The sequence below is a fragment of the Ruegeria halocynthiae genome, assembly GCF_000743705.1.
GTDB classification, from domain to species: domain Bacteria; phylum Pseudomonadota; class Alphaproteobacteria; order Rhodobacterales; family Rhodobacteraceae; genus Ruegeria; species Ruegeria halocynthiae_B.
In genome coordinates, this window is sequence record NZ_JQEZ01000003.1 from 524,207 (window position 1) to 542,665 (window position 18,459).

The window sequence follows — 18,459 nt, forward strand, 5'->3', positions numbered from 1 at the left end:
TCAATTTCAGTTCGCCAGCTGTCACAACTTGCTGTCTCGATTGACCTGCGAGGCACACTCCCAAACTGAAGGACAGAAATTTGGCGCGACATGAACCTTCATTCAAGTGCCTTGATCGAAACGCAATTGCCAGCCATTCTGACCCTGCCATCCGATTGTGATCGGCCGCCTGTTTTTTTGGGTATGAGTGTATTTATTTTAGCCTGGGACCATTTGGTATGCGCGAGGGATTTGAGTCTATTCGAACGACACACTCCGAGAGCCTCGGACCTGCGGTTGTCATTTCGGTTTTGTTTGCTGTCGTGACGGCAGTTCTTTTTATTCTCAACGCGGTGATAGGAGAGGCAATTGTTGACGCCATGTACCGGGCGCAGTTTTGGCCTTCTGTAAAGGAAGGGTTCTCTAAAAACGGCGCAGTTCCGTCGGTGGAATTTTATAGAACAGCAATTGAACGCACGCTTTTCTACCTTCTTCTCATATCCGGGTTGAGCATGTTGGTCAGCCTCTCATTTTCTCCGCGTCTTGCTGGCAACCGGCATATTGGCGGCCTGGCAAATAGACTTGAATCGCCTGCATTTCGAGATATCAGCATTCTTGTCTGTCTTTTGATCATAGCGACTGCGTTTCGACTGCCCGGATTGAATCTGGGAATCTGGAGGGACGAGGCCTCTACCTATTTCGAAGCAGCTTCGGGCGGTGCCTCGGCAGTAATCGACATGGTAAAATACGGAGAATTGAACCCGCCGGGATTTTACCTGCTGACGCATTACGCAATCGAATGGCTTGGCACTGGTGAAAATGCCCTTAAAATATCGCCCTTCATCTTTGGGCTGATGGCGATCCCTGTCGCCTATTACCTTGCCAGAGCTTCCGGATCGCGCCCTGCCGCGCTGCTTGCCGCATCGTTGGTAACGATTTCGCCGGTCGGCATCTACTATGCCCAGGAGGCACGGCCCAACACGCTTGCAGCACTGCTGTGCTGCCTCGTGACCCTCTTTTTCCTCAAAAGCCTCAACAGCAGACACCGCACTTGGTCGCTTGTCGCGTTTGTGCTCAGCGCCAGCTTGCTCATCTATGTTCAATACACCGGCCTGATGCTGCTTGTTTCGCTTGCATTTGCAACAGTCGTTCTGATTGCGCGCCGTCCTGGTGAGGTGCCTGCCCTTCCGTATCTGATCGCAGGTCTCGCTATTTTCGCGATCTATCTACCGTGGATTCCGACCTTTTTTGACCACCTCGGAACCGGTACGCCATGGACGCCTGAAAGCGAGTGGTCGGACCTGCCGCGCGTCATCTACAAAAACGTCGCATACTTGCTACCGTGGAGCAGCCAAAAATCGACCATCGCAAAGGTTATGATGGGGATTGCGGCGCTCGCGACGGTTTGCACCTTGGCTTGGTCCGTCGCCAGTTTCTTTCGTCGTTCACGGAATCCCGCCGCCGCCGCGCAAGAAGAGACGGCCACGTTCGTGTTGGGCACAGCCCTGCTCGGGCCGATTCTCATGCTGGCTGTGCTGTCTCTTACTGGCCGTTACATGTTTTCATTCATACCAATCGCCAGTGCGTTTTTTGGTATCTGGCTGGTTCGTGCTGGCCGTCAGATGAACCAGCGCGGTTGGCAATGGGTACAACCCCTGCCCGTCGCTATTGTCGCCTTATTTGTTTGGACGCTATTGAATGTGTGGGATACTGCGACGTCTGATCGACTGCCAAAGTCAGGAATACCGGCCGTTGTAAGTGGTATTGGCCCTGCTTCGGACAAAACGATCTACCTTCTCAACCCTGATTTCATCGCCCCTACATTCGGGTACTACACTCGGAACAAGAACGTGCGCTTTGTGGGTTTCGCCCGGCTTGAAGATCCCCATATTTTCAAACCTCAAGATTATGCCGAAATCTGGAGCCGTGACGATGCAGTGGAAGAGAGCATCGACTATCTACGGCGCATGGCCGCCGAAGGATACGTTCGACTCGCACTGATCGAAGACGGCAGCTGCAAGGCATTGCAGGACAAAGGCAAGATGCAATATTCACGAGTACGCGAGCTTCGGGCTGAGATTGACCGAATTTTGTCTCCGGTAAGCTCTATCAAGCACCCCGCTCGTATCGAATGCGTGACTGTTACCGAGTATGATCTAGCCAGCTTGGCCAACGATGGGTCGACCGAAGCAGCTGATTGAAGCAAGGTCTAAGCGAGACAAAAGGTGGATGCATCTGAATTTTCGACATTTTCCACCGAAGGCATGTGGGCTTGGCCTATCTTGGTCTCGGGCATATTACCCCAAAAACCAAGAGTACTTTTGACGCTTTCTCCGACACATTTTTGGGGTGCTACTCGCCCGCCACAGTTACCTTGAAGCGTCCCCCGACGTTGACGTTACGCATCGGCGGGATACAGGGCACCCAAACGTTGCAAACCAAATCCTTTGACCAAATCCTCTAAAGCGGATACCTTCAAATTGTTTTTTTATTGTGTGCGGCGTCCTTGTTTAGGTTTGCCGGGGGTGTGTGTTTGTGAAAAACTTTGTTGTGAATTCTTCCCTATTTGATCAGGTCGACAGTTCAGATTCTATCCGAATTAAAGTGGCAATTTGCTATCTGAGGAGGGTGTCATGACCACAAAGGCGCATGGGTCCGGTGCGCCGGATTTAATTGCGCTTTCCGTCGTGGTGCCAACCTTCAACGAAGTGCGCAATGTCGCTGAACTTGTAAACAAGCTCGATTCCGCGCTCGACGGTATCGCTTGGGAAGTTATCTTCGTCGATGATGCGTCGCCTGACGGCACAGCTGACGCCATCCGAAAACTGGCGCGGGCAGACCGTCGCGTAAGGCTTATCTCGCGCCATAACCGGCGCGGGCTTTCCTCGGCAGTTGTCGAAGGAGGTCTGGCCGCCACATCGGATGTCGTCGCCGTTATGGATGGTGATCTGCAACACGATGAAACCATCCTGCCAAAGCTTTACGAAAAAGTCGCAAGTGGCGAGGCTGCCATTGCATCGGCCAGTCGTTTTCTGGCCGAGGAAAAACCGACAGGCCTGTCGTCCGAGACAAGAGTGAAAATAAGCAATACAGGCATTCGTCTTGCAAATCGTCTGTTCAATCTCGACATGTCGGATCCGCTGACCGGTTTTTTCGTATTTCGTCGCGAGGTATTACTGAGAGCATTGCCAAACCTTTCCGAAATCGGCTTTAAAATCCTGCTGGATCTGATTGCGGCTTCGCGACCACGGCCAAAGGTCGTCGAATTGCCATTCAAGTTTCGCGAACGGCTTCATGGCCAGTCAAAGCTTGATACTGGTGTCCTGTACGAGTTTTTCCTGTTCTTCATCGAGAAAAAGATCAGCCGCATTCTTCCACTTCCTGCCCGCTTCATCTCGTTTGCGATGATCAATTGCGTTGGCATCTTTTTCCACATGATCATTTTTATTGCGGTCGAAAGGCTTTTCGGTGCGTCATTCGCAGCCTCTCAACTCATGGCGACGATGGTTGCACTTACATTCAATTATTCGGCCAACAACGCCATCACCTATAATGATCGCCGTCTCAGGGGCGTTGATTTCTATTTCGGATTCGTGATCTTTGCAGTGCTGTGTTCGGTCGGCATCTTCGCCAATATCGGAGTCGCGACCATGCTGCACGATCAATATAATGACGTAATTGATCTTGCTCCGGCGATGGCTGGTGCCCTGATTACGGTCGTTTGGAACTACGTCGCCACCCAGGCCTTCGTTTGGGGCCGGGTGCGATATCCAGTTCTTACATCGCGCAAAAGCGAGAGGGCAAAATCATGACAGAGGCAACCCTAAACGGCCTGCACGCAGAGCCACCGAAAAGCGGCGACCAAACATCTCACACCGGGGGTAAGACTTCGGGACGCGCCGCTGATGGAGACATGTCAAACGACAGCGACCCGGCCGCGCCGACCTATTCGGGAGGCCAGGGTTCAGCAAATGGCATCGCGGCCCTGTTGAAGCGCCATGAGACGTTGGTCAAATATTTTGTAATTGGATGCACGGCGAGCGCCATAGACGTGCTGCTCTTTCTGATACTCTACAATTCGATTGGTACCAGTGCCCTTGTGGCGCATTCAATCTCGGTGCCGGTTTCGGTCTTGTTCAGCTTTTTTGTCAACACCAGGCACAACTTTAAAACCAACGATTATCTGGGCCTGCGACTGGCGTCCTTCGTTGTCGTTTGCGGGATCGGCTATGTCGCTGGCTACGGTGTCATCTACGCAGCCCAACTTGTTGGCCTTGATGCAAATACAGGAAAAATTCTGTCTTTGCCCTTTGTTTTTGTCGTCCAGTATGTGCTGAATTCCCGCATCACTTTCCGCAAATTCGGGACGACTACAAGACCTGTTGATAACCAGTAACACGGTGGTTTGTTAAAATGAAAAAACCAAGAGTTTGCATCATCGGAGGTGGTTTCACCGGTTTAACCGCCGCTTATCGCCTAAGCAAAAAAGGCGTGGACGTGACCATCTGCGAAGCGTCTGATCGGCTTGGCGGTCTTGCCGCCGGGTTTAAGCTTGCGGATCACAGCGTCGAACAGGCCTATCATTTTCTCTATAAGACTGACGAGTTCATCCTGTCTCTGGTCGATGAATTGGACCTGAGCGATCGGCTGACCTATCACAAATCTTCCGTCTCCACCTATTACGATGGCACACTCTATCCCATGGAGTCGCCGCTTGATCTTATTCGCTTCAAGCCGCTCAGCTTCATCAACCGGATACGCGCCGGGGTAAGTGTGCTTTGGCTACAGCACGAGAAAGACTGGCGGAAACTCAGCTGCACAACAGCACTGGAATGGCTTAGAAAATACGCTGGCCGTCAGGTAACCGATGTGATCTGGGAGCCGCTGCTGCGCGGAAAATTCGACCGCTACTATGACAAGGTTACAATGTCCTGGCTTTGGGGGCGTTTGCTCCAGCGTGTTGAAAGCCGCGACAAACAGGCTGGCGGAGAGGTGCTGGGGTATTTCGATGGCGGTTTCAGGGTAATTGTCGATGCCCTTGAAAAGCCTCTGCGCGAAGCCAACACAGACATTCGCCTTAAGACGCCGGTTACGGGTATCACGCACGACCCCGAGACGGATGAAGTCATAATTACCACCGATGCTGGCGAAGAGCGTTTTGACCGTGTTCTGGCCACGGTGCCGAGCCATATCCTGGCCCGAATGATTGCCCCCTATGAGGAACGCGACCCAGAGTATTTCGAGCGCCTCAAAAGCATCGATTATCTGGACGCGGCGGTTCAAGTATTCGCCACCCCCCAGAAATTCACCAAGTATTACTGGCATAACATCAACTCAGAAAACGCGCCTTTCGTGGTGTTTCTGAGCCTGACAAATCTGGTCGGCAGCGACCGGTTTGACGGGTTGAACATCTACTACATCGGCGACTACGTTCCGCCGGACCACGAATACATGTCGATGGCGCCCGAAGACTTAAAAGAACGCTGGTACGGGGAAATCAAAAAGATATTCCCGGAATTCGATCGCCAAGCCGTCGTTGATGATGGGCTCTTTCGCCTGCGGAATGCGCAGCACATCGTCGACATCGGCTTCGAAGAAAATAAACTCGTACCACACCAGACGCCCTGCCCCGGGGTTCTGATGTGCAATTTCTCGCAGATTTACCCAATGGATCGGGGAACGAACTATGCCGTGCGTGACGGAGACCGCATGGCAGAACAATTGTTGGACAGCCTGGCAAAGCGAAATCACGGTGAACGTGAGGCAACGCCGAGTAAGACTCGGCCACCTCTGACCGTGTTAGAGTCGGCCAGTTCGGCAAAGTGAGGAATGACCGAAATACGGGGACCGGGATTGACTCATGGCACAGAACCCAGAAACGTCGCCTAATCAGGGCAACAGACACAGGATAAGCACGCCTGCGTGTGAAACAAGCGGATTCGCCGGCGGATTCCGGTGGATTAAGCGCGTGGTAATGTTTTCCCTGGCTTTTGGTTTTATCGGGCTTGCGGTCTTTGCAGGTTACGAGATTGGAAAACGCCAGTGGCTCCTTCACACCGTGTTCGAAAAGGTGGACCGGCGTATCGAAAAAGCCATGGCCAAGGTCGCGCGGGGTCAGCCTGCGATTTTAAGCCTTGAGCGGCTGCCCTCGCACCTCATTGACCTTCAGGCGGAAGTCGCGGCCGTGCCAGTCGGGCGCGTCAGCCCCTATCACACAATCAGGGAAAATGGCGGTGGGCTTACGTCTTTTGGCGCCGACGTCCTATTGCTTCCTTATGATGGGCGCATCTATGCAGCCAGCTCGGCAAAGGACGTGCGAGCGACGAAAGTAACCGTTCCCGATACCAACCGCGCGGCCTATGAGGCTTTGACCGATGATCCGGAGAATACCGTATACCAGATCAAGGCGGGATATTTACGGTACAATGACCTGATCCAATTTTCTGGCCCGGATGGTCCCGCCCTGGCAATTTCTTACACCGAATATCACCCCGACCGGAAATGTGTAACGAATACAGTCGCGCTCTTGCCGCTGGGCGCAGAAGTAAAGTCAATTGACGAAGTTCAGGCCACGGCCGACGACTGGCAAGTGATTTATCGCACCGCACCGTGCTTGCCCCTGAAAACCCGGCACCTTGCAATTGAAGGCCATATGGCTGGCGGTAAGCTCGTCTTCGAAAACCCGTCCACGATCTATATGACAAGCGGCGACTATCACTTCGATGGAATGCGCTCGGAAGCGGGCCCAGGCATCGCCCAGAACCCGACAGCGGAGTACGGAAAGATATTGGCGATTGACGTCGCCTCGGGCGACGGAAGGATCGTCTCGATGGGCCACCGAAACCCGCAGGGGCTGACGCTTACGCCTGACGGAACTTTGTACACCCTGGAGCATGGCCCAAAAGGCGGCGATGAATTGAACCTTGTGCGTGACGGTGCCAACTATGGTTGGCCGCTGGAATCTTATGGTCTGACCTATTGGGCTGCCAGCACAATTCCGGGTTCGCTGAGTTACGGACGGCACAGCCATTTCGAGCGGCCGATATACTCATGGGTGCCGTCAATTGCGGGATCGGCTCTTACCTATGTTGAAGGCTTTCACCCCTCATGGGATGGCGATTTGCTTGTCGCTGCGTTGCTGGATGGGTCCCTATTCCGGCTGCGTGTTGCAGAAGGTCGGGTTGTTTATTCAGAGCGTATCGAAGTCGGCACGCGCATACGCGACGTGCATCAGCACAGCGACGGGCGGATCGTTCTTTGGACCGATGACCGGGCTATGATCTTTTTGACGGGCCAGGATCGGCAAAATCGATCGGAATTGTTTGCGACAAGCGTCAGACATCAGGGGCTTTCCAACCATGACGCAAAACGACTGGAAACAGCAATCAGCGCATGTGCGGAATGCCACTCGTTTGAGGTCGACGACCACGCGCGCTCGCCAAGCCTTGCCAGAATTTTCGGCAGCAAGATTGCTTCAACCAGTTATGATGGCTACTCAAACGGACTTAGCGCCCAAACCGGTACGTGGAACGAAGAGACATTGACAGAGTTTCTGAAAGATCCTCAATCCTTCGCTTCCGGAACACCCATGCCTAATCCGGGGTTTGATGACAACCGGTTGATCCAGTCGCTGGTTGCCTACCTCAAATTGGTCAGCGAGTCCTTTTGACCGCTCAGTGGCTCTGCCCTGTTCCAGAGTTCAAATTCATCATCACTTTATAAAGGCTAGGATGAAGCAGAATTCCTTCTGCTTTCAAGCTACCCTAAACGGTCCCACTGGTGCTGTAGGCAGACAGTCTATTTGTTACTAAAGCTTGATGCGGAAAGCCGCGAACCCGTCCACGCCTTCGCCAGCATCTTCAATTGTGACGCCTTTGACTTCACCCATATAGTCGCGTGCTTTTGGACCGGTTTCAAACAGCACCGTGGTATCGCCCAGAGGTGCGAATGACCAGTTGGCATCGGCGACCGGGTCTATCGTTCCCTGCTCGACAATATAGCGAACAATGACATCGCGGTTGGTATCGGGTGCCTCAAAAACAATGGTATCGCCCAATGCCCCTGGGAAGGCACCTCCGCCAGAGGCGCGATAGTTGTTCGTGGCGACAATGAACTCCATCTCATCAGTTACAGGCGCACCGTTGAACTCAAGATTTATGATCCGCGATGCGCCTGGGTTGATCTCTTCACCATTCGGGCCGAAACGCGACGGCTGGGACAGGTCGATTTGATAAGTCACACCGTCCATAACGTCGAAGTTATAGGACGGGAAGGATGGGTTCAGCAGGATCGCGTCTTTTGACCCAGCCTCAATTTGATTGAACATTCCGGCGGACCGTTCCAGCCATCCCCGCACCTGCGCGCCAGTCACGCGGACCGCGCGCACCGTGTTCGGATAGAGATACAGGTCAGCCACATTTTTGATCGCGACATCGCCCACCGGAACATCGGTGTAATATTCTGGCCCGCCACGCCCCCCCGCCTTGAACGGGGCGGCAGCCGACAGGATTGGCAGGCCTTCGTGCGCTGTGCCCTTCATCATCTCTTGGATGTACCATTTCTGTGCGATCGACACGATCTGCACAGACGGATCATCTGCCACAAGTGCGAAATAGCTGTGCAGCGGGGCTGAGGTCTTTCCAACCGCACGGCGCACGTAAGCCAGGGTTTCGTCGTGATCCGTGGCAACCGAATCCAAAACCTTGTCGTCATCGCCGACCAGCGCCGTGATTGTGCGGTCTTCGTTGCGTTTTGAGATCGGGCGCGCCTCGGATGTCGTCGTCAGGACGCGCCAATCGTTGCCGTCACGTTCAAGTAGCAAGTCCAGCAGACCCAGGTGAGACCCCCAGAAGCCACCCATTACCGCAGGCTTGCCCATAAGCGTGCCCTTGTCCACGTCGATGCCGGGGCGATCCGCAAAGGTCGGTGACGGGAAAACAAGGTGATTGTGGCCGGTCACCAGCGCGTCGATGCCATCGACACCGGCCAGAACCACCGAGGCGTTCTCCATACCCTCGGCATGATCTGCGTCTCCGATACCGGAATGTGAAAGGGCGAGGATCAGATCACAACCCTGCTCTTTCATTTCCGGCACATAAGCTTGCGCTGTTTCAATGATGTCGCGGGCTTGAACATTGCCTTCCAGATGCTTGCGGTCCCAATTCATGATCTGCGGTGGGGTAAACCCGATGACGCCGATCTTGATCGGATGCTTAGCGCCATCGCCCAATTCAATGTCACGGTCGAGGATGGCATAGGGTTTTACCAAGGTCTTGTCGTCACGCGGGTTGGCCGATTTTTCCTTCACCACATTGGCCAGAACCACAGGGAAATCCGCGCCAGCCAGGGCTTTTTCCAGAAAATCCAGACCATAGTTGAATTCGTGGTTGCCCAAAGTGGCGGCATCATAGCCAACCGTGTTGAACGCCGTGATGATCGGATGGCTGTCGCCATCTTTCATGCCGCGCTCATAGGCGATGTAATCGCCCATCGGGTTGCCCTGCAGAAAGTCGCCATTGTCAACGAGAAGCGAGTTGGTTGCTTCGGCCCTTATGTCATTGATGATCGACGCAGTGCGGGACAGGCCAACGGTGTCGCGTGGTTTGTCCGCATAATAATCATAGGGGAACACATGAACATGGATGTCTGTGGTTTCCATGATCCTTAGATGAGCCTGATTATTGGCTGCCGCAGCGGAAAACGGGTGCAGCGTTATCGCTGCCGCGCTGGCTGTCGTGGTTGCAAGAAACTGACGACGAGAAATCACTCTGCGGCTGGAATAAGACACGGGACACCTTTCAGGTAAATTGGTCGACGCGTTTTGTGGATGCCTTACACAACAAAGATATGACACTGATTGCTTGCGCATCACTTGCGTAGATCTGTGACTAGGCTTCTGAGCCACTTTGCCTCAGATGCATGTACTTCGTAAAGCAAAGCGACATGACGGCGATTGGCTTAGGAAGAAATACGCCACAAACAATGAATGCGCGCCGTCTGCACGTCGAAGTCACTCAGTCATCAAAACCCAGCGCCACAAAGGGTTGCAGGCTTTCGCGAAAAAGCTCGATAAATTCCAACGCCACCAGAGAGGGTTGTTTCAGAACCGGTCGTACCAGTGACAGGGTATGCGGCAGAATAGGTTTGAACGGCCTGTAGGAAAGCCCATGCTCAGCATATCGAACCGCGTCCAGCTCACTCACAACGGAAACACCGATGCCCTTCACCGCCATCTCACATGCGGTCGTGAACTGCCGGACTTCGATATGTGAATTCAGATCGACTTTTGCGTTCTGGAACACTTTGGACAGCCGTCCAAAGAAATCACTGTCGCGCCGCGTGTGGATGATTTTCTCGCCTGCCAGATCCTCGGGTGTCACGTCGGTCGTGGCCTCAAGGGCGTGACCCGCCGGGAACACACAAACAGTTCGCACGTCAATATTTCTGCTTTCCACGGCTGGATGTCCGACAAAACCATCCGTGATTCCAAAGTCGTATTGCTCTCCGATCATCCATTCCAGAATGCGTTCCGGCCTGTCCGGTTCAATCGTCATGGTGACACCAGGCCGGTTTTTCAAAAATCTGGCGACGACGTCCGGAAGATGACTTGTGGCAAACCCGGGCAAGCATGCCACGCGAATATGGCCAGCTTTTCGCTGAGTGATGTCCTGGCTGACGTCAGCAATTTGCGACATCAATTCCAAAACCCTCTCGACGCTGGGCTGCAGATACCGAACTTCCTGCGTCGGCACCAATTGCCCCTCACGGCGATCAAAAAGCTGAAACCCGAGCGATTTTTCCAGATCTGAGAGCAGCCTGCTTACGGCTGGTTGGCTCACGCCCAGATCGGACGCAGCAGCTGTGACTGAACCATTGGTGGTCACCGCCATCAGGGCTTCCAACTGCCGAATTCTCAAGGTTTGGCGCATTGCCGATCCTGCTCTGACGATTGTTTCGTTGAAGGTATAACACTGTGTTATGTTTTTTGGCAATTTTAAGGGCTTGAATTATGCACCGCCGTCGGTAACGTCGTCGGGATAATTAGCCCACCAAATGCGCCAGGCGCATGGTGTTAATTTTGGCATCAAATCTGATGCAGGGAGGAATCATGAATAAGAATTTACTCGGCGCTCTTGCCGTAACAACTGCTTTGTCCCCAGTGGCGGCATTCGCGCAAACCGAAGTACAGTTCTGGCACGCCTTTACAGGCCGCCTGGGTGATTTGGTGAAAGCCCAGGTCGAAGAGTTCAACGCAAGCCAGGATGAGTTCGTTGTGGTTGAAAGCCACAAGGGGAATTACTCTGAAACGCTGAATGCGGGCATTGCAGCGTTCCGCGCCGGCGAACAGCCTCATATCCTGATGGTTTTCGAAGTTGGTACAGCGACCATGATGTCGGCTGAGGGCGCAATCAAGCCTGTGCATAAGGTGATGACGGATAGCGGGGCGACTTTTGATCCCAATGCGTACATCGGTTCTGTTAAGGGGTACTATACCACCACTGGCGGCGACATGCTGTCGCTTCCGTTCAACTCTTCCACTCCTGTCTTGTGGGTCAATCGCGATGCGATGTCTGCGGCGGGTGTCGATCCCGACGCAGACCTGTCGACCTGGGAAAAGGTCGGCGATGTGTTGGACCAGCTGAAAGCAGGCGGCGAAGACTGCCCGTTGGTCACCGCATGGCAGAGCTGGATTCATCTTGAGAACCTCTCGGCCTATCACGATGTTCCATTTGCGTCGCAGGACAATGGATTTGCTGGCCTGGACACAGAGCTGATGCTGAACGGGCCGACGCAGGTCGCCCACCTGACTGCTATGGGTGATTGGGCCAAGGATGGGAAATTCATCTACACCGGACGCAGAAACGAAGGCGGCGCGAACTTTCGGGCAGGTGAATGCGCGCTGTTCACCGAAAGCTCAGCCGGTTACGCTGGCATCAGCTCGGAAGCTGAGTTTGAGTTCGACGTTCGGCCCCTGCCCTATTGGGAGGCTGTCGTCAGCGAACCGCAAAACACCATTATCGGCGGTGCTTCCCTTTGGGTCATGGAAGGTCATGAGGGCGAAGAATACAAAGGCGTCGGCGAATTCCTGAGCTTCCTGTCATCGGCAAACGTTCAGGCAGATTGGCACCAGAACACTGGGTATCTGCCGATCACTTCGGAAGCGGGTGAAGTCACCCGTGCTGCCGGTTTCTATGACGAAAACCCCGGCACCGATATCGCGGTGATACAGATGACCGCCAAAGAGCCGACCGCAAACTCGAAAGGATTGCGTCTGGGTTCGTTTGACCAAATTCGCGGCATCATCGACGAAGAGCTTGAAGCCGTCTGGTCGGGCGAGAAAACAGCTCAGGAAGCGATGGACAGCGCAAAAGAACGCGGTGATGCGTTGTTGCGCCGGTTCGAATCCGCCAATCAATAAGTCGTTAATCAGTGCGGGCCTTTCGGGGCCCGCACGCCCTTTTTTGGTGGACTATCAGGATGGAAAAACGCGTCACATTTCGCGGCTGGCTGTTGCCGCTTGCGCTGATCGCTCCGCAAGTCTTTATTTCCGCTGTTTTCTTCTTTTACCCTGCTGGGCAAGCTGTATGGCAATCGCTGTTCATTCCTGATCCCTTTGGGTTGTCGTCCCAGTTTGTGGGTTTGGGTAACTTTGAGTTTCTGCTGAGCGACAAGTTCTATCGCGCCTCTTTCGTCACAACGGCGGTGTTTTCGACGCTGGTCACCCTTTGCTCGATGATCCCAGCGCTGTTTTTGGCTGTCATTGCTGACCGCCTGATCAAAGGCTCAGGGGTCTATCGGACGCTGTTGATCTGGCCGTATGCTGTGGCGCCAGCTATCGCGGGCGTGCTGTGGCTGTTCATGTTCAACACGCGGGTCGGCGTCGTTTCGTGGTACCTCGGCCAACTCGGCTATGACTGGAACCACGTCTTGAACGGCACCGAAGCCATGGGCCTGGTGGTTGTCGCCTCGGCCTGGGGACGTATCAGTTACAATTTCCTGTTTTTCTTCGCAGCCTTGCAATCGGTCCCACGGTCCGTGATTGAAGCCGCCGCGATTGATGGCGCGTCTTTCTGGCGTCGGTTCTTTACCATCGTGCTGCCGTTGCTGTCGCCGACGGCGTTCTTCCTGCTGGTGGTGAACGTGGTCTATGCCTTCTTTGAGACCTTTGGCGTGATCCATACGATCACCGGGGGCGGACCACAGCAGGCAACAACGATTCTGGTCTATAAGGTCTTTTCGGACGGGTTTGTGGGGCAGGATCTGGGATCCTCCTCAGCGCAATCAGTCATCCTGCTGTTTGTGGTCGGAATTCTGACCGTCATCCAGTTCAAATACGTGGAAAAGAGGGTGCATTACTGATGGCGGCCCAACAGCACGGCATGGTCGAAAAGCGCGGTTTGGGGATCTGGCTGACCCATGCCCTGATGATCTTTGGCGTGTTGATCATCTTCTTCCCGATCTGGCTGGCTTTTGTCGCCTCGACAGTCAGTCAGCCTGAAATCGTTTCCCCCCCCATGCCCATCTGGCCCGGTGATCAATTCTGGGAAAACTACAGGGCCGCGCTGTTTTCCGGTGTGAATGTCCCTGTTGCCACGATGCTGTTCAACAGTCTGGTGATGGCCATTGGCATTGCCGTCGGAAAAATAGCTATCTCACTGTTATCGGCCTTTGCGATCGTCTATTTCCGCTTCCCCGGGCGAACGATGTTCTTCTGGCTGATCTTTCTGACGCTGATGCTGCCAGTTGAGGTGCGTATCGTTCCCACCTTCGAAGTCGTCGCCGGGTTCGGTATGCTCAACAGCTATTACGGGTTGATCTTTCCCCTGATCGCGTCGGCCACGGCCACGTTCCTGTTTCGTCAATTCTTTCTGACGATCCCGGATGAATTGGCCGAAGCCGCCCGCGTTGATGGCGCCCGTCCGATGCGGTTTTTCATCGACATTGTTGTGCCCATGAGCCGGACCAATATCGCGGCGCTGTTCGTGATCTTGTTCATCTACGGGTGGAACCAATACCTTTGGCCGCTGCTGATCACCACCGATCCCGAGATGAACACCATCGTGATGGGTATCAAACAGATGTTCCCATCCGGCGACGATGTGGCGGACTGGCCTGTGATCATGGCCACATCCATCCTAGCAATGATCCCGCCGGTCATTGTGGTTGTGTCGATGCAAAAGCTCTTTGTCCGCGGCCTTGTCGATAGCGAGAAATAAGAAATGGCAACAGTAACCCTAGAAAACGTCAAAAAGAGCTTTGGTCCCACGGACGTCATCCATGGCATTGATATCGACATCGCGGATGGCGAATTCATCGTGATCGTCGGCCCTTCGGGGTGCGGAAAATCCACGCTGCTGCGCATGGTGGCTGGGCTTGAAACTGTGACCGCGGGTGAAATCCGGATTGGCGATGAGCGCGCCAATGAAAAGGAACCAATGGAGCGTGACATCGCAATGGTGTTCCAGAATTACGCGCTCTATCCACATATGTCTGTGCGTCAAAACATGGGCTATGGCTTGAAAATCGCCAGGCTGCCCAAGGACCAGATCGATCAAAAGGTGACGGATGCGGCAAAACTGTTGCAGCTTGAACCATTGCTGGATCGCAAACCCAGACAGTTGTCAGGCGGTCAACGTCAGCGGGTGGCGATGGGTCGTGCCATCGTGCGCGAACCTGCGGTGTTTCTGTTTGATGAACCGCTTTCGAACCTCGACGCCAAGCTGCGGGTACAGATGCGTTTGGAAATCCGCGAGCTTCAGGAAAAACTGGGCATTACCTCACTTTACGTGACGCACGATCAGGTCGAAGCCATGACAATGGCGGACAGAATGGTGGTGATGAACGGTGGCATCGCCGAACAGATTGGTACGCCGCTTGAAGTTTACGAGACACCAAGAACGTTGTTCGCGGCGCAGTTCATCGGAAGCCCCGCCATGAATATCTTTGAAGCGCAGCGTGAAAGCGGGTCGATCAAGATCAGAGATATCGAAGTCGGCCCATCCCAAGGCCCCGAGGGTTCCCTAAAGCTTGGTATCCGACCCGAGCATTTGACGCTGGATGAAAACGGCCCGCTTGAGATCACGATACAGATGGCCGAACCGTTGGGGGCAAATACGCTTTTGCACGGTCATCTTGCGGGCTCAGGCGACATGATCACCGCCAGCCTCCCCGGTGTTCACCCGATTGAGGGCCGACACCCGAACTTTCGGTTTTCTGTCTCTGCGGAACATATGCATTTATTCAACGCCGCGACCGGAGAACGGTTGGAAAGCTGACGAGTGACGAGATCTCATCTTTGATCGAAACCAAGGACACTTACCCGCCTACTCACCCGCTGCGCTTGAACCTGCCAGCCGACCAAAGACAGACCCATTCATAAGACCCGTGCCCCCTGGATAATTGAAGAAAAACACCCCGCCAACCAGCTCTCCCGCAGCAAAAAGCCCGGGGATGGGCCTAAGGTCGTTGTCCAACACTTGAGCGGTGTCGGGATCAATCCGCAGCCCGCCGAAGGTAAAGGTGATGCCGCAACCGACCTGATAGGCTTCGAACGGACCTTCATCAATTTTGTTGGCCCAGTTCGATTTCGGCACGGACAGCCCGTTGGTGCCGCGCCCGTCTTTGATGTTGGGATCAAAGGGCGTGTCCGTATCGACAGCAGAATTATAGGTTTTGACTTCATCAAGGAAAGCTGCGGGATCAACACCCTCTAGCTTCTCGGCCAAGCCCTCTAGTGTTGGCGCGCTGACCTTGGTCACGCGCTTGATCCGGTACTCGTCACGCAGAATGTGGGTGACTTTGGAATCAAAGACTTGCCATGCAAACTGATCTGGTTGTTCCAGAATAACCCGGCCATATTTCGCGTAGGTGTAGTTGCGGAAATCTGCGCCTTCGTCGACGAAACGCCGACCAGAGGCGTTCACCATGATGCCCCAGGGATAGGAATGTTTCTGGAACCCATCGCCGACATCCAAATCGCCAAACTCAGGTGCATTGTAATCCCAGCCGACAGCGTGACAACCAGACCAGTTGCCATAAGACGACGCGCCGACAGCCATCGCCATCTTGATGCCTTCGCCGGTGTTAAAGCGCGAGCCTCGTACGCGGGCCATCTCCCATCCTGGGCCAAGATAGCGTGTGCGCATCTCGGGGCTGGCTTGAAAGCCGCCTGCTGCGACGACGACGGATTTCGCGCTGAGGTCTTCCAACTGACCTTTGTGACGGACCCTGACGCCGGTCACCGCGTGCCCCTCGGTCAGCAGTTCAAGGGCGCGGGTCTCATAGCGGATTTCTACACCACTTTCGCGGGCAATCTTGGTGTGCGCATCAACCAGCCCTTCACCGCCACCCCATGCTTCCAGTGTCAAGCCGCCCCAGAACTTGAAACGGCCATCGACCTTGAAAGCCTGACGGCCATAGATAGGCAAAAATCGAATGCCCTTGGTGCGCATCCAGTGCATTGTTTCGCGGGATGAACGCACAAGGCGATCACATAAGGCTGGGTCCGTGCGATACCGGGTGACCCGGAACATGTCATCAAAGAACTGTTCTTCTGTATAAGTGCCGAAATCGGTGATCGCGATCTGGTCTTCGGACAGATCAGGGCAAAGCGCGCGGATGTCGTCAACACTGTCATAGGCAAAGCGGATGGCACCGGCGGTATAGCGCGAGTTGCCGCCGTTCTCCGCCTCTGGGGCGCATTCCAGCATCAATACGCTTGCGCCTTTTTCACGGGCAGCATGTGCGGCGCAAAAGGCTGCGTTGCCCGCGCCGATTATGATGGTGTCCCAAGTGCTCATGACGGGTCCCTTTTTTGCGGTGCTTTGAACAGATCTTTTCGCAGTGTCATCAGCGCGCCAGGGTCGATCTTGGCTTGAATGACTGTGGTTTGGCCCGAAGCAAGCGCCATTTTCAGGGCCGGGGCCATGTTGCCGGGCCCTTCAACCCAAATTCCCTTGCCACCGCAAAGTTCCGCGAACTTGTCATAGCGGGGCGATTGAATTTCCGCACCAAGCAACCGCCCGCCATAGAATTCCTGCTGATATGCTTTTTCTGCCCCCCAGGCTTCGTTATCCAAGACGACGATGACGATCGGAAGATTGTGCGAAATAGCCGTCTGAATTTCGATCATTGTATAGCCGACCGCACCGTCGCCCATGATCGCGACAACCGGACGTTTCGGCGTGGCGGCCTTGGCACCAATGGCGGCTGCCAGACCAAAACCCACAAGGCCAAAATCAAGTGGCGTGATCAGCGACATAGGCGCGTAGTGGGCCAGGCGGTCGGCGGCCTGAAGACAGGTATTTCCGGTGTCGAGCGTTACGATGGCATCCTCGGGGAGCGTACTTCTGATCTCGGCCAGAGCGCGGCGGGGATGCATGGGGGAAGTATCAATCGCTGCTTCTGTTGCCCGTTCGGCCCAAAGGGTTTCGATATCTGCCCTAAAGCTGTCGCGCCATGCGTCGCAATCGGGTTTCGCAGCGGTTTTGGTCAGCGCTTCGGCAGTCAACCGGGCGTCACCTTGTGCCGCGATCTCGGCTGGAAAGTAGCGCCCGACAGCAGAGCCTTCGACGTCGACATGGGCAATGCGGGTGTCCGCGCCTACATAGTCGTTGCTGTGGAAGGTCGAGTTGAAGCCAAGGCGCGCGCCAAGCACGACCATCACATCGGCCTCTTTTGTGAGACGCGACGCCACGCGGTTGCCGCGCGGACCCGCCTGCCCCGCAAACCAGGGATGGCGGTGACGCATTACATCGGCGTGACCGGTAGAGGCCACCACGGGCACTTCCAGCTTTTCTGCCAAGGCCGTGAGCGCATCGCGGCCAGCTGCCCATTTGAAACCGCCGCCGGCAAAGATTACAGGGCGTTCGGCAACGGCCAGCAGTTCAGCCATGGCGGCGATATCTTCGGCGCTGGCCGGGCCCGGACGCGCAATGCGCAGCGGTTGGGGGCTGACGGCAGGTACTGCGGCTGCAAAAAGATCGCGCGGCACATGCAGCACGACCGGACCGCGACGGCCTGTGTTTGCCAGCCGAATGGCATCTTCGAGCATCGGAACCAGACGGGACGGATCGGTGACCATGACCGAGCGTTTCGAAATAGGGGCAAAAAGCGCGACCTGATCGACCTCTTGAAATGTATCTTTGCATTGATCGGCCCGGGTTATGGCGCCTGCAATCACCACCATCGGCGAATAGGCCAGATGCGCCTCGGCCACCGCCGTCACAAGGTTAACCACACCAGGCCCGGCTTGCGCGCCAAGCACCACACCGGGCTTACCGGTCATCCGCGCCCAGGCATCAGCCATATGTCCGGCGGCCCGCTCGTCCCGCGCACCGACATAGGCGATATCACCGCCAAGATACATCGCGTCATAAAGTTCAAGCATTGAGCCGCCCAGAAGGCCGAATACCGTGTCGATACCATTTGCTTTCAGGACGCGATAGACAGCCTCACCACCGTTGATTTGGTCGATCATGT

General features: G+C 54.9%; 13 protein-coding genes. 9 read left to right on the plus strand and 4 right to left on the minus strand.

Annotated features, from left to right (window positions below):
* The first annotated feature begins 218 nt into the window (after positions 1 to 218).
* The 5 genes from JT51_RS13255 to JT51_RS21245 all read left to right on the plus strand — a co-directional run bounded on the left by JT51_RS13255 (position 219) and on the right by JT51_RS21245 (position 7,648).
* On the plus strand, positions 219 to 2,180 hold the full coding sequence (locus JT51_RS13255; RefSeq protein WP_037313348.1) for a glycosyltransferase family 39 protein: 1,962 nt from the start codon (positions 219 to 221) through the stop codon (positions 2,178 to 2,180).
* A gap of 432 nt (positions 2,181 to 2,612) precedes the next feature.
* Positions 2,613 to 3,791 (plus strand): glycosyltransferase, encoded by a 1,179-nt coding sequence (locus JT51_RS13260; RefSeq protein WP_051927543.1) that lies wholly within the window; start codon positions 2,613 to 2,615, stop codon positions 3,789 to 3,791.
* Entirely contained in the window at positions 3,788 to 4,375 is a 588-nt protein-coding gene (locus tag JT51_RS13265) for a GtrA family protein (protein ID WP_081894688.1), read from the plus strand. Before JT51_RS13260 ends, JT51_RS13265 begins: the two co-directional genes overlap by 4 nt.
* A 17-nt stretch (positions 4,376 to 4,392) precedes the next feature.
* Positions 4,393 to 5,805, plus strand: a complete 1,413-nt coding sequence (locus JT51_RS13270) for an NAD(P)/FAD-dependent oxidoreductase (RefSeq protein WP_037313354.1) — start codon at positions 4,393 to 4,395, stop codon at positions 5,803 to 5,805.
* 148 nt (positions 5,806 to 5,953) lie between these two features.
* Positions 5,954 to 7,648, plus strand: coding sequence for a PQQ-dependent sugar dehydrogenase (locus tag JT51_RS21245; RefSeq protein ID WP_051927544.1), 1,695 nt, complete (start codon positions 5,954 to 5,956; stop codon positions 7,646 to 7,648).
* Positions 7,649 to 7,786: 138 nt separating this feature from the next.
* Here JT51_RS21245 and JT51_RS13280 read toward each other — a convergent pair whose 3' ends face one another.
* On the minus strand, positions 7,787 to 9,766 hold the full coding sequence (locus tag JT51_RS13280) for a bifunctional 2',3'-cyclic-nucleotide 2'-phosphodiesterase/3'-nucleotidase (RefSeq protein ID WP_051927545.1): 1,980 nt from the start codon (positions 9,764 to 9,766) through the stop codon (positions 7,787 to 7,789).
* A gap of 226 nt (positions 9,767 to 9,992) precedes the next feature.
* Positions 9,993 to 10,907 (minus strand): LysR substrate-binding domain-containing protein, encoded by a 915-nt coding sequence (locus JT51_RS13285; RefSeq protein WP_037313361.1) that lies wholly within the window; start codon positions 10,905 to 10,907, stop codon positions 9,993 to 9,995.
* A gap of 179 nt (positions 10,908 to 11,086) precedes the next feature.
* On the opposite strand from JT51_RS13285, the gene ugpB reads away from it, so the two are divergent.
* The 4 genes from ugpB to JT51_RS13305 are packed head-to-tail and all read left to right on the plus strand — an operon-like array spanning position 11,087 to position 15,254.
* Positions 11,087 to 12,397 (plus strand): sn-glycerol-3-phosphate ABC transporter substrate-binding protein UgpB, encoded by a 1,311-nt coding sequence (gene ugpB, locus JT51_RS13290; RefSeq protein ID WP_037314253.1) that lies wholly within the window; start codon positions 11,087 to 11,089, stop codon positions 12,395 to 12,397.
* Positions 12,398 to 12,456: 59 nt separating this feature from the next.
* Entirely contained in the window at positions 12,457 to 13,338 is an 882-nt protein-coding gene (gene ugpA, locus JT51_RS13295; RefSeq protein WP_037313364.1) for a sn-glycerol-3-phosphate ABC transporter permease UgpA, read from the plus strand.
* A 20-nt stretch (positions 13,339 to 13,358) separates the two neighbouring features.
* Positions 13,359 to 14,195: a sn-glycerol-3-phosphate ABC transporter permease UgpE gene (gene ugpE / locus JT51_RS13300; protein WP_037314254.1), complete on the plus strand. Its 837-nt coding sequence runs from the start codon at positions 13,359 to 13,361 to the stop codon at positions 14,193 to 14,195.
* Between the two features lie 3 nt (positions 14,196 to 14,198).
* A complete protein-coding gene (locus JT51_RS13305) occupies positions 14,199 to 15,254 on the plus strand; it encodes a sn-glycerol-3-phosphate import ATP-binding protein UgpC (protein ID WP_037313367.1) in 1,056 nt (351 codons plus the stop codon).
* 48 nt (positions 15,255 to 15,302) lie between these two features.
* Here the strand turns inward: JT51_RS13305 and tcuA are convergent, their stop codons facing one another.
* Both tcuA and JT51_RS13315 read right to left on the minus strand, forming a co-directional pair.
* Entirely contained in the window at positions 15,303 to 16,778 is a 1,476-nt protein-coding gene (gene tcuA / locus JT51_RS13310) for an FAD-dependent tricarballylate dehydrogenase TcuA (RefSeq protein ID WP_037313370.1), read from the minus strand.
* A complete protein-coding gene (locus JT51_RS13315; protein ID WP_037313372.1) occupies positions 16,775 to 18,457 on the minus strand; it encodes a thiamine pyrophosphate-binding protein in 1,683 nt (560 codons plus the stop codon). The genes tcuA and JT51_RS13315 overlap by 4 nt, the downstream gene beginning before the upstream one ends.
* Positions 18,458 to 18,459 lie beyond the last annotated feature (2 nt).

Bases quoted from the DNA above. Each gene is read 5' to 3' on its own strand.
- JT51_RS13255 (WP_037313348.1), top strand. From the start codon at position 219: ATGCGCGAGGGATTTGAGTCTATTCGAACGACACACTCCGAGAGCCTC.
- JT51_RS13260 (WP_051927543.1), top strand. From the start codon at position 2,613: ATGACCACAAAGGCGCATGGGTCCGGTGCGCCGGATTTAATTGCGCTT.
- JT51_RS13265 (WP_081894688.1), top strand. From the start codon at position 3,788: ATGACAGAGGCAACCCTAAACGGCCTGCACGCAGAGCCACCGAAAAGC.
- JT51_RS13270 (WP_037313354.1), top strand. From the start codon at position 4,393: ATGAAAAAACCAAGAGTTTGCATCATCGGAGGTGGTTTCACCGGTTTA.
- JT51_RS21245 (WP_051927544.1), top strand. From the start codon at position 5,954: ATGTTTTCCCTGGCTTTTGGTTTTATCGGGCTTGCGGTCTTTGCAGGT.
- JT51_RS13285 (WP_037313361.1), bottom strand. From the start codon at position 10,907: ATGCGCCAAACCTTGAGAATTCGGCAGTTGGAAGCCCTGATGGCGGTG.
- ugpB (WP_037314253.1), top strand. From the start codon at position 11,087: ATGAATAAGAATTTACTCGGCGCTCTTGCCGTAACAACTGCTTTGTCC.
- ugpA (WP_037313364.1), top strand. From the start codon at position 12,457: ATGGAAAAACGCGTCACATTTCGCGGCTGGCTGTTGCCGCTTGCGCTG.
- ugpE (WP_037314254.1), top strand. From the start codon at position 13,359: ATGGTCGAAAAGCGCGGTTTGGGGATCTGGCTGACCCATGCCCTGATG.
- JT51_RS13305 (WP_037313367.1), top strand. From the start codon at position 14,199: ATGGCAACAGTAACCCTAGAAAACGTCAAAAAGAGCTTTGGTCCCACG.
- tcuA (WP_037313370.1), bottom strand. From the start codon at position 16,778: ATGAGCACTTGGGACACCATCATAATCGGCGCGGGCAACGCAGCCTTT.
- JT51_RS13315 (WP_037313372.1), bottom strand. From the start codon at position 18,457: ATGATCGACCAAATCAACGGTGGTGAGGCTGTCTATCGCGTCCTGAAA.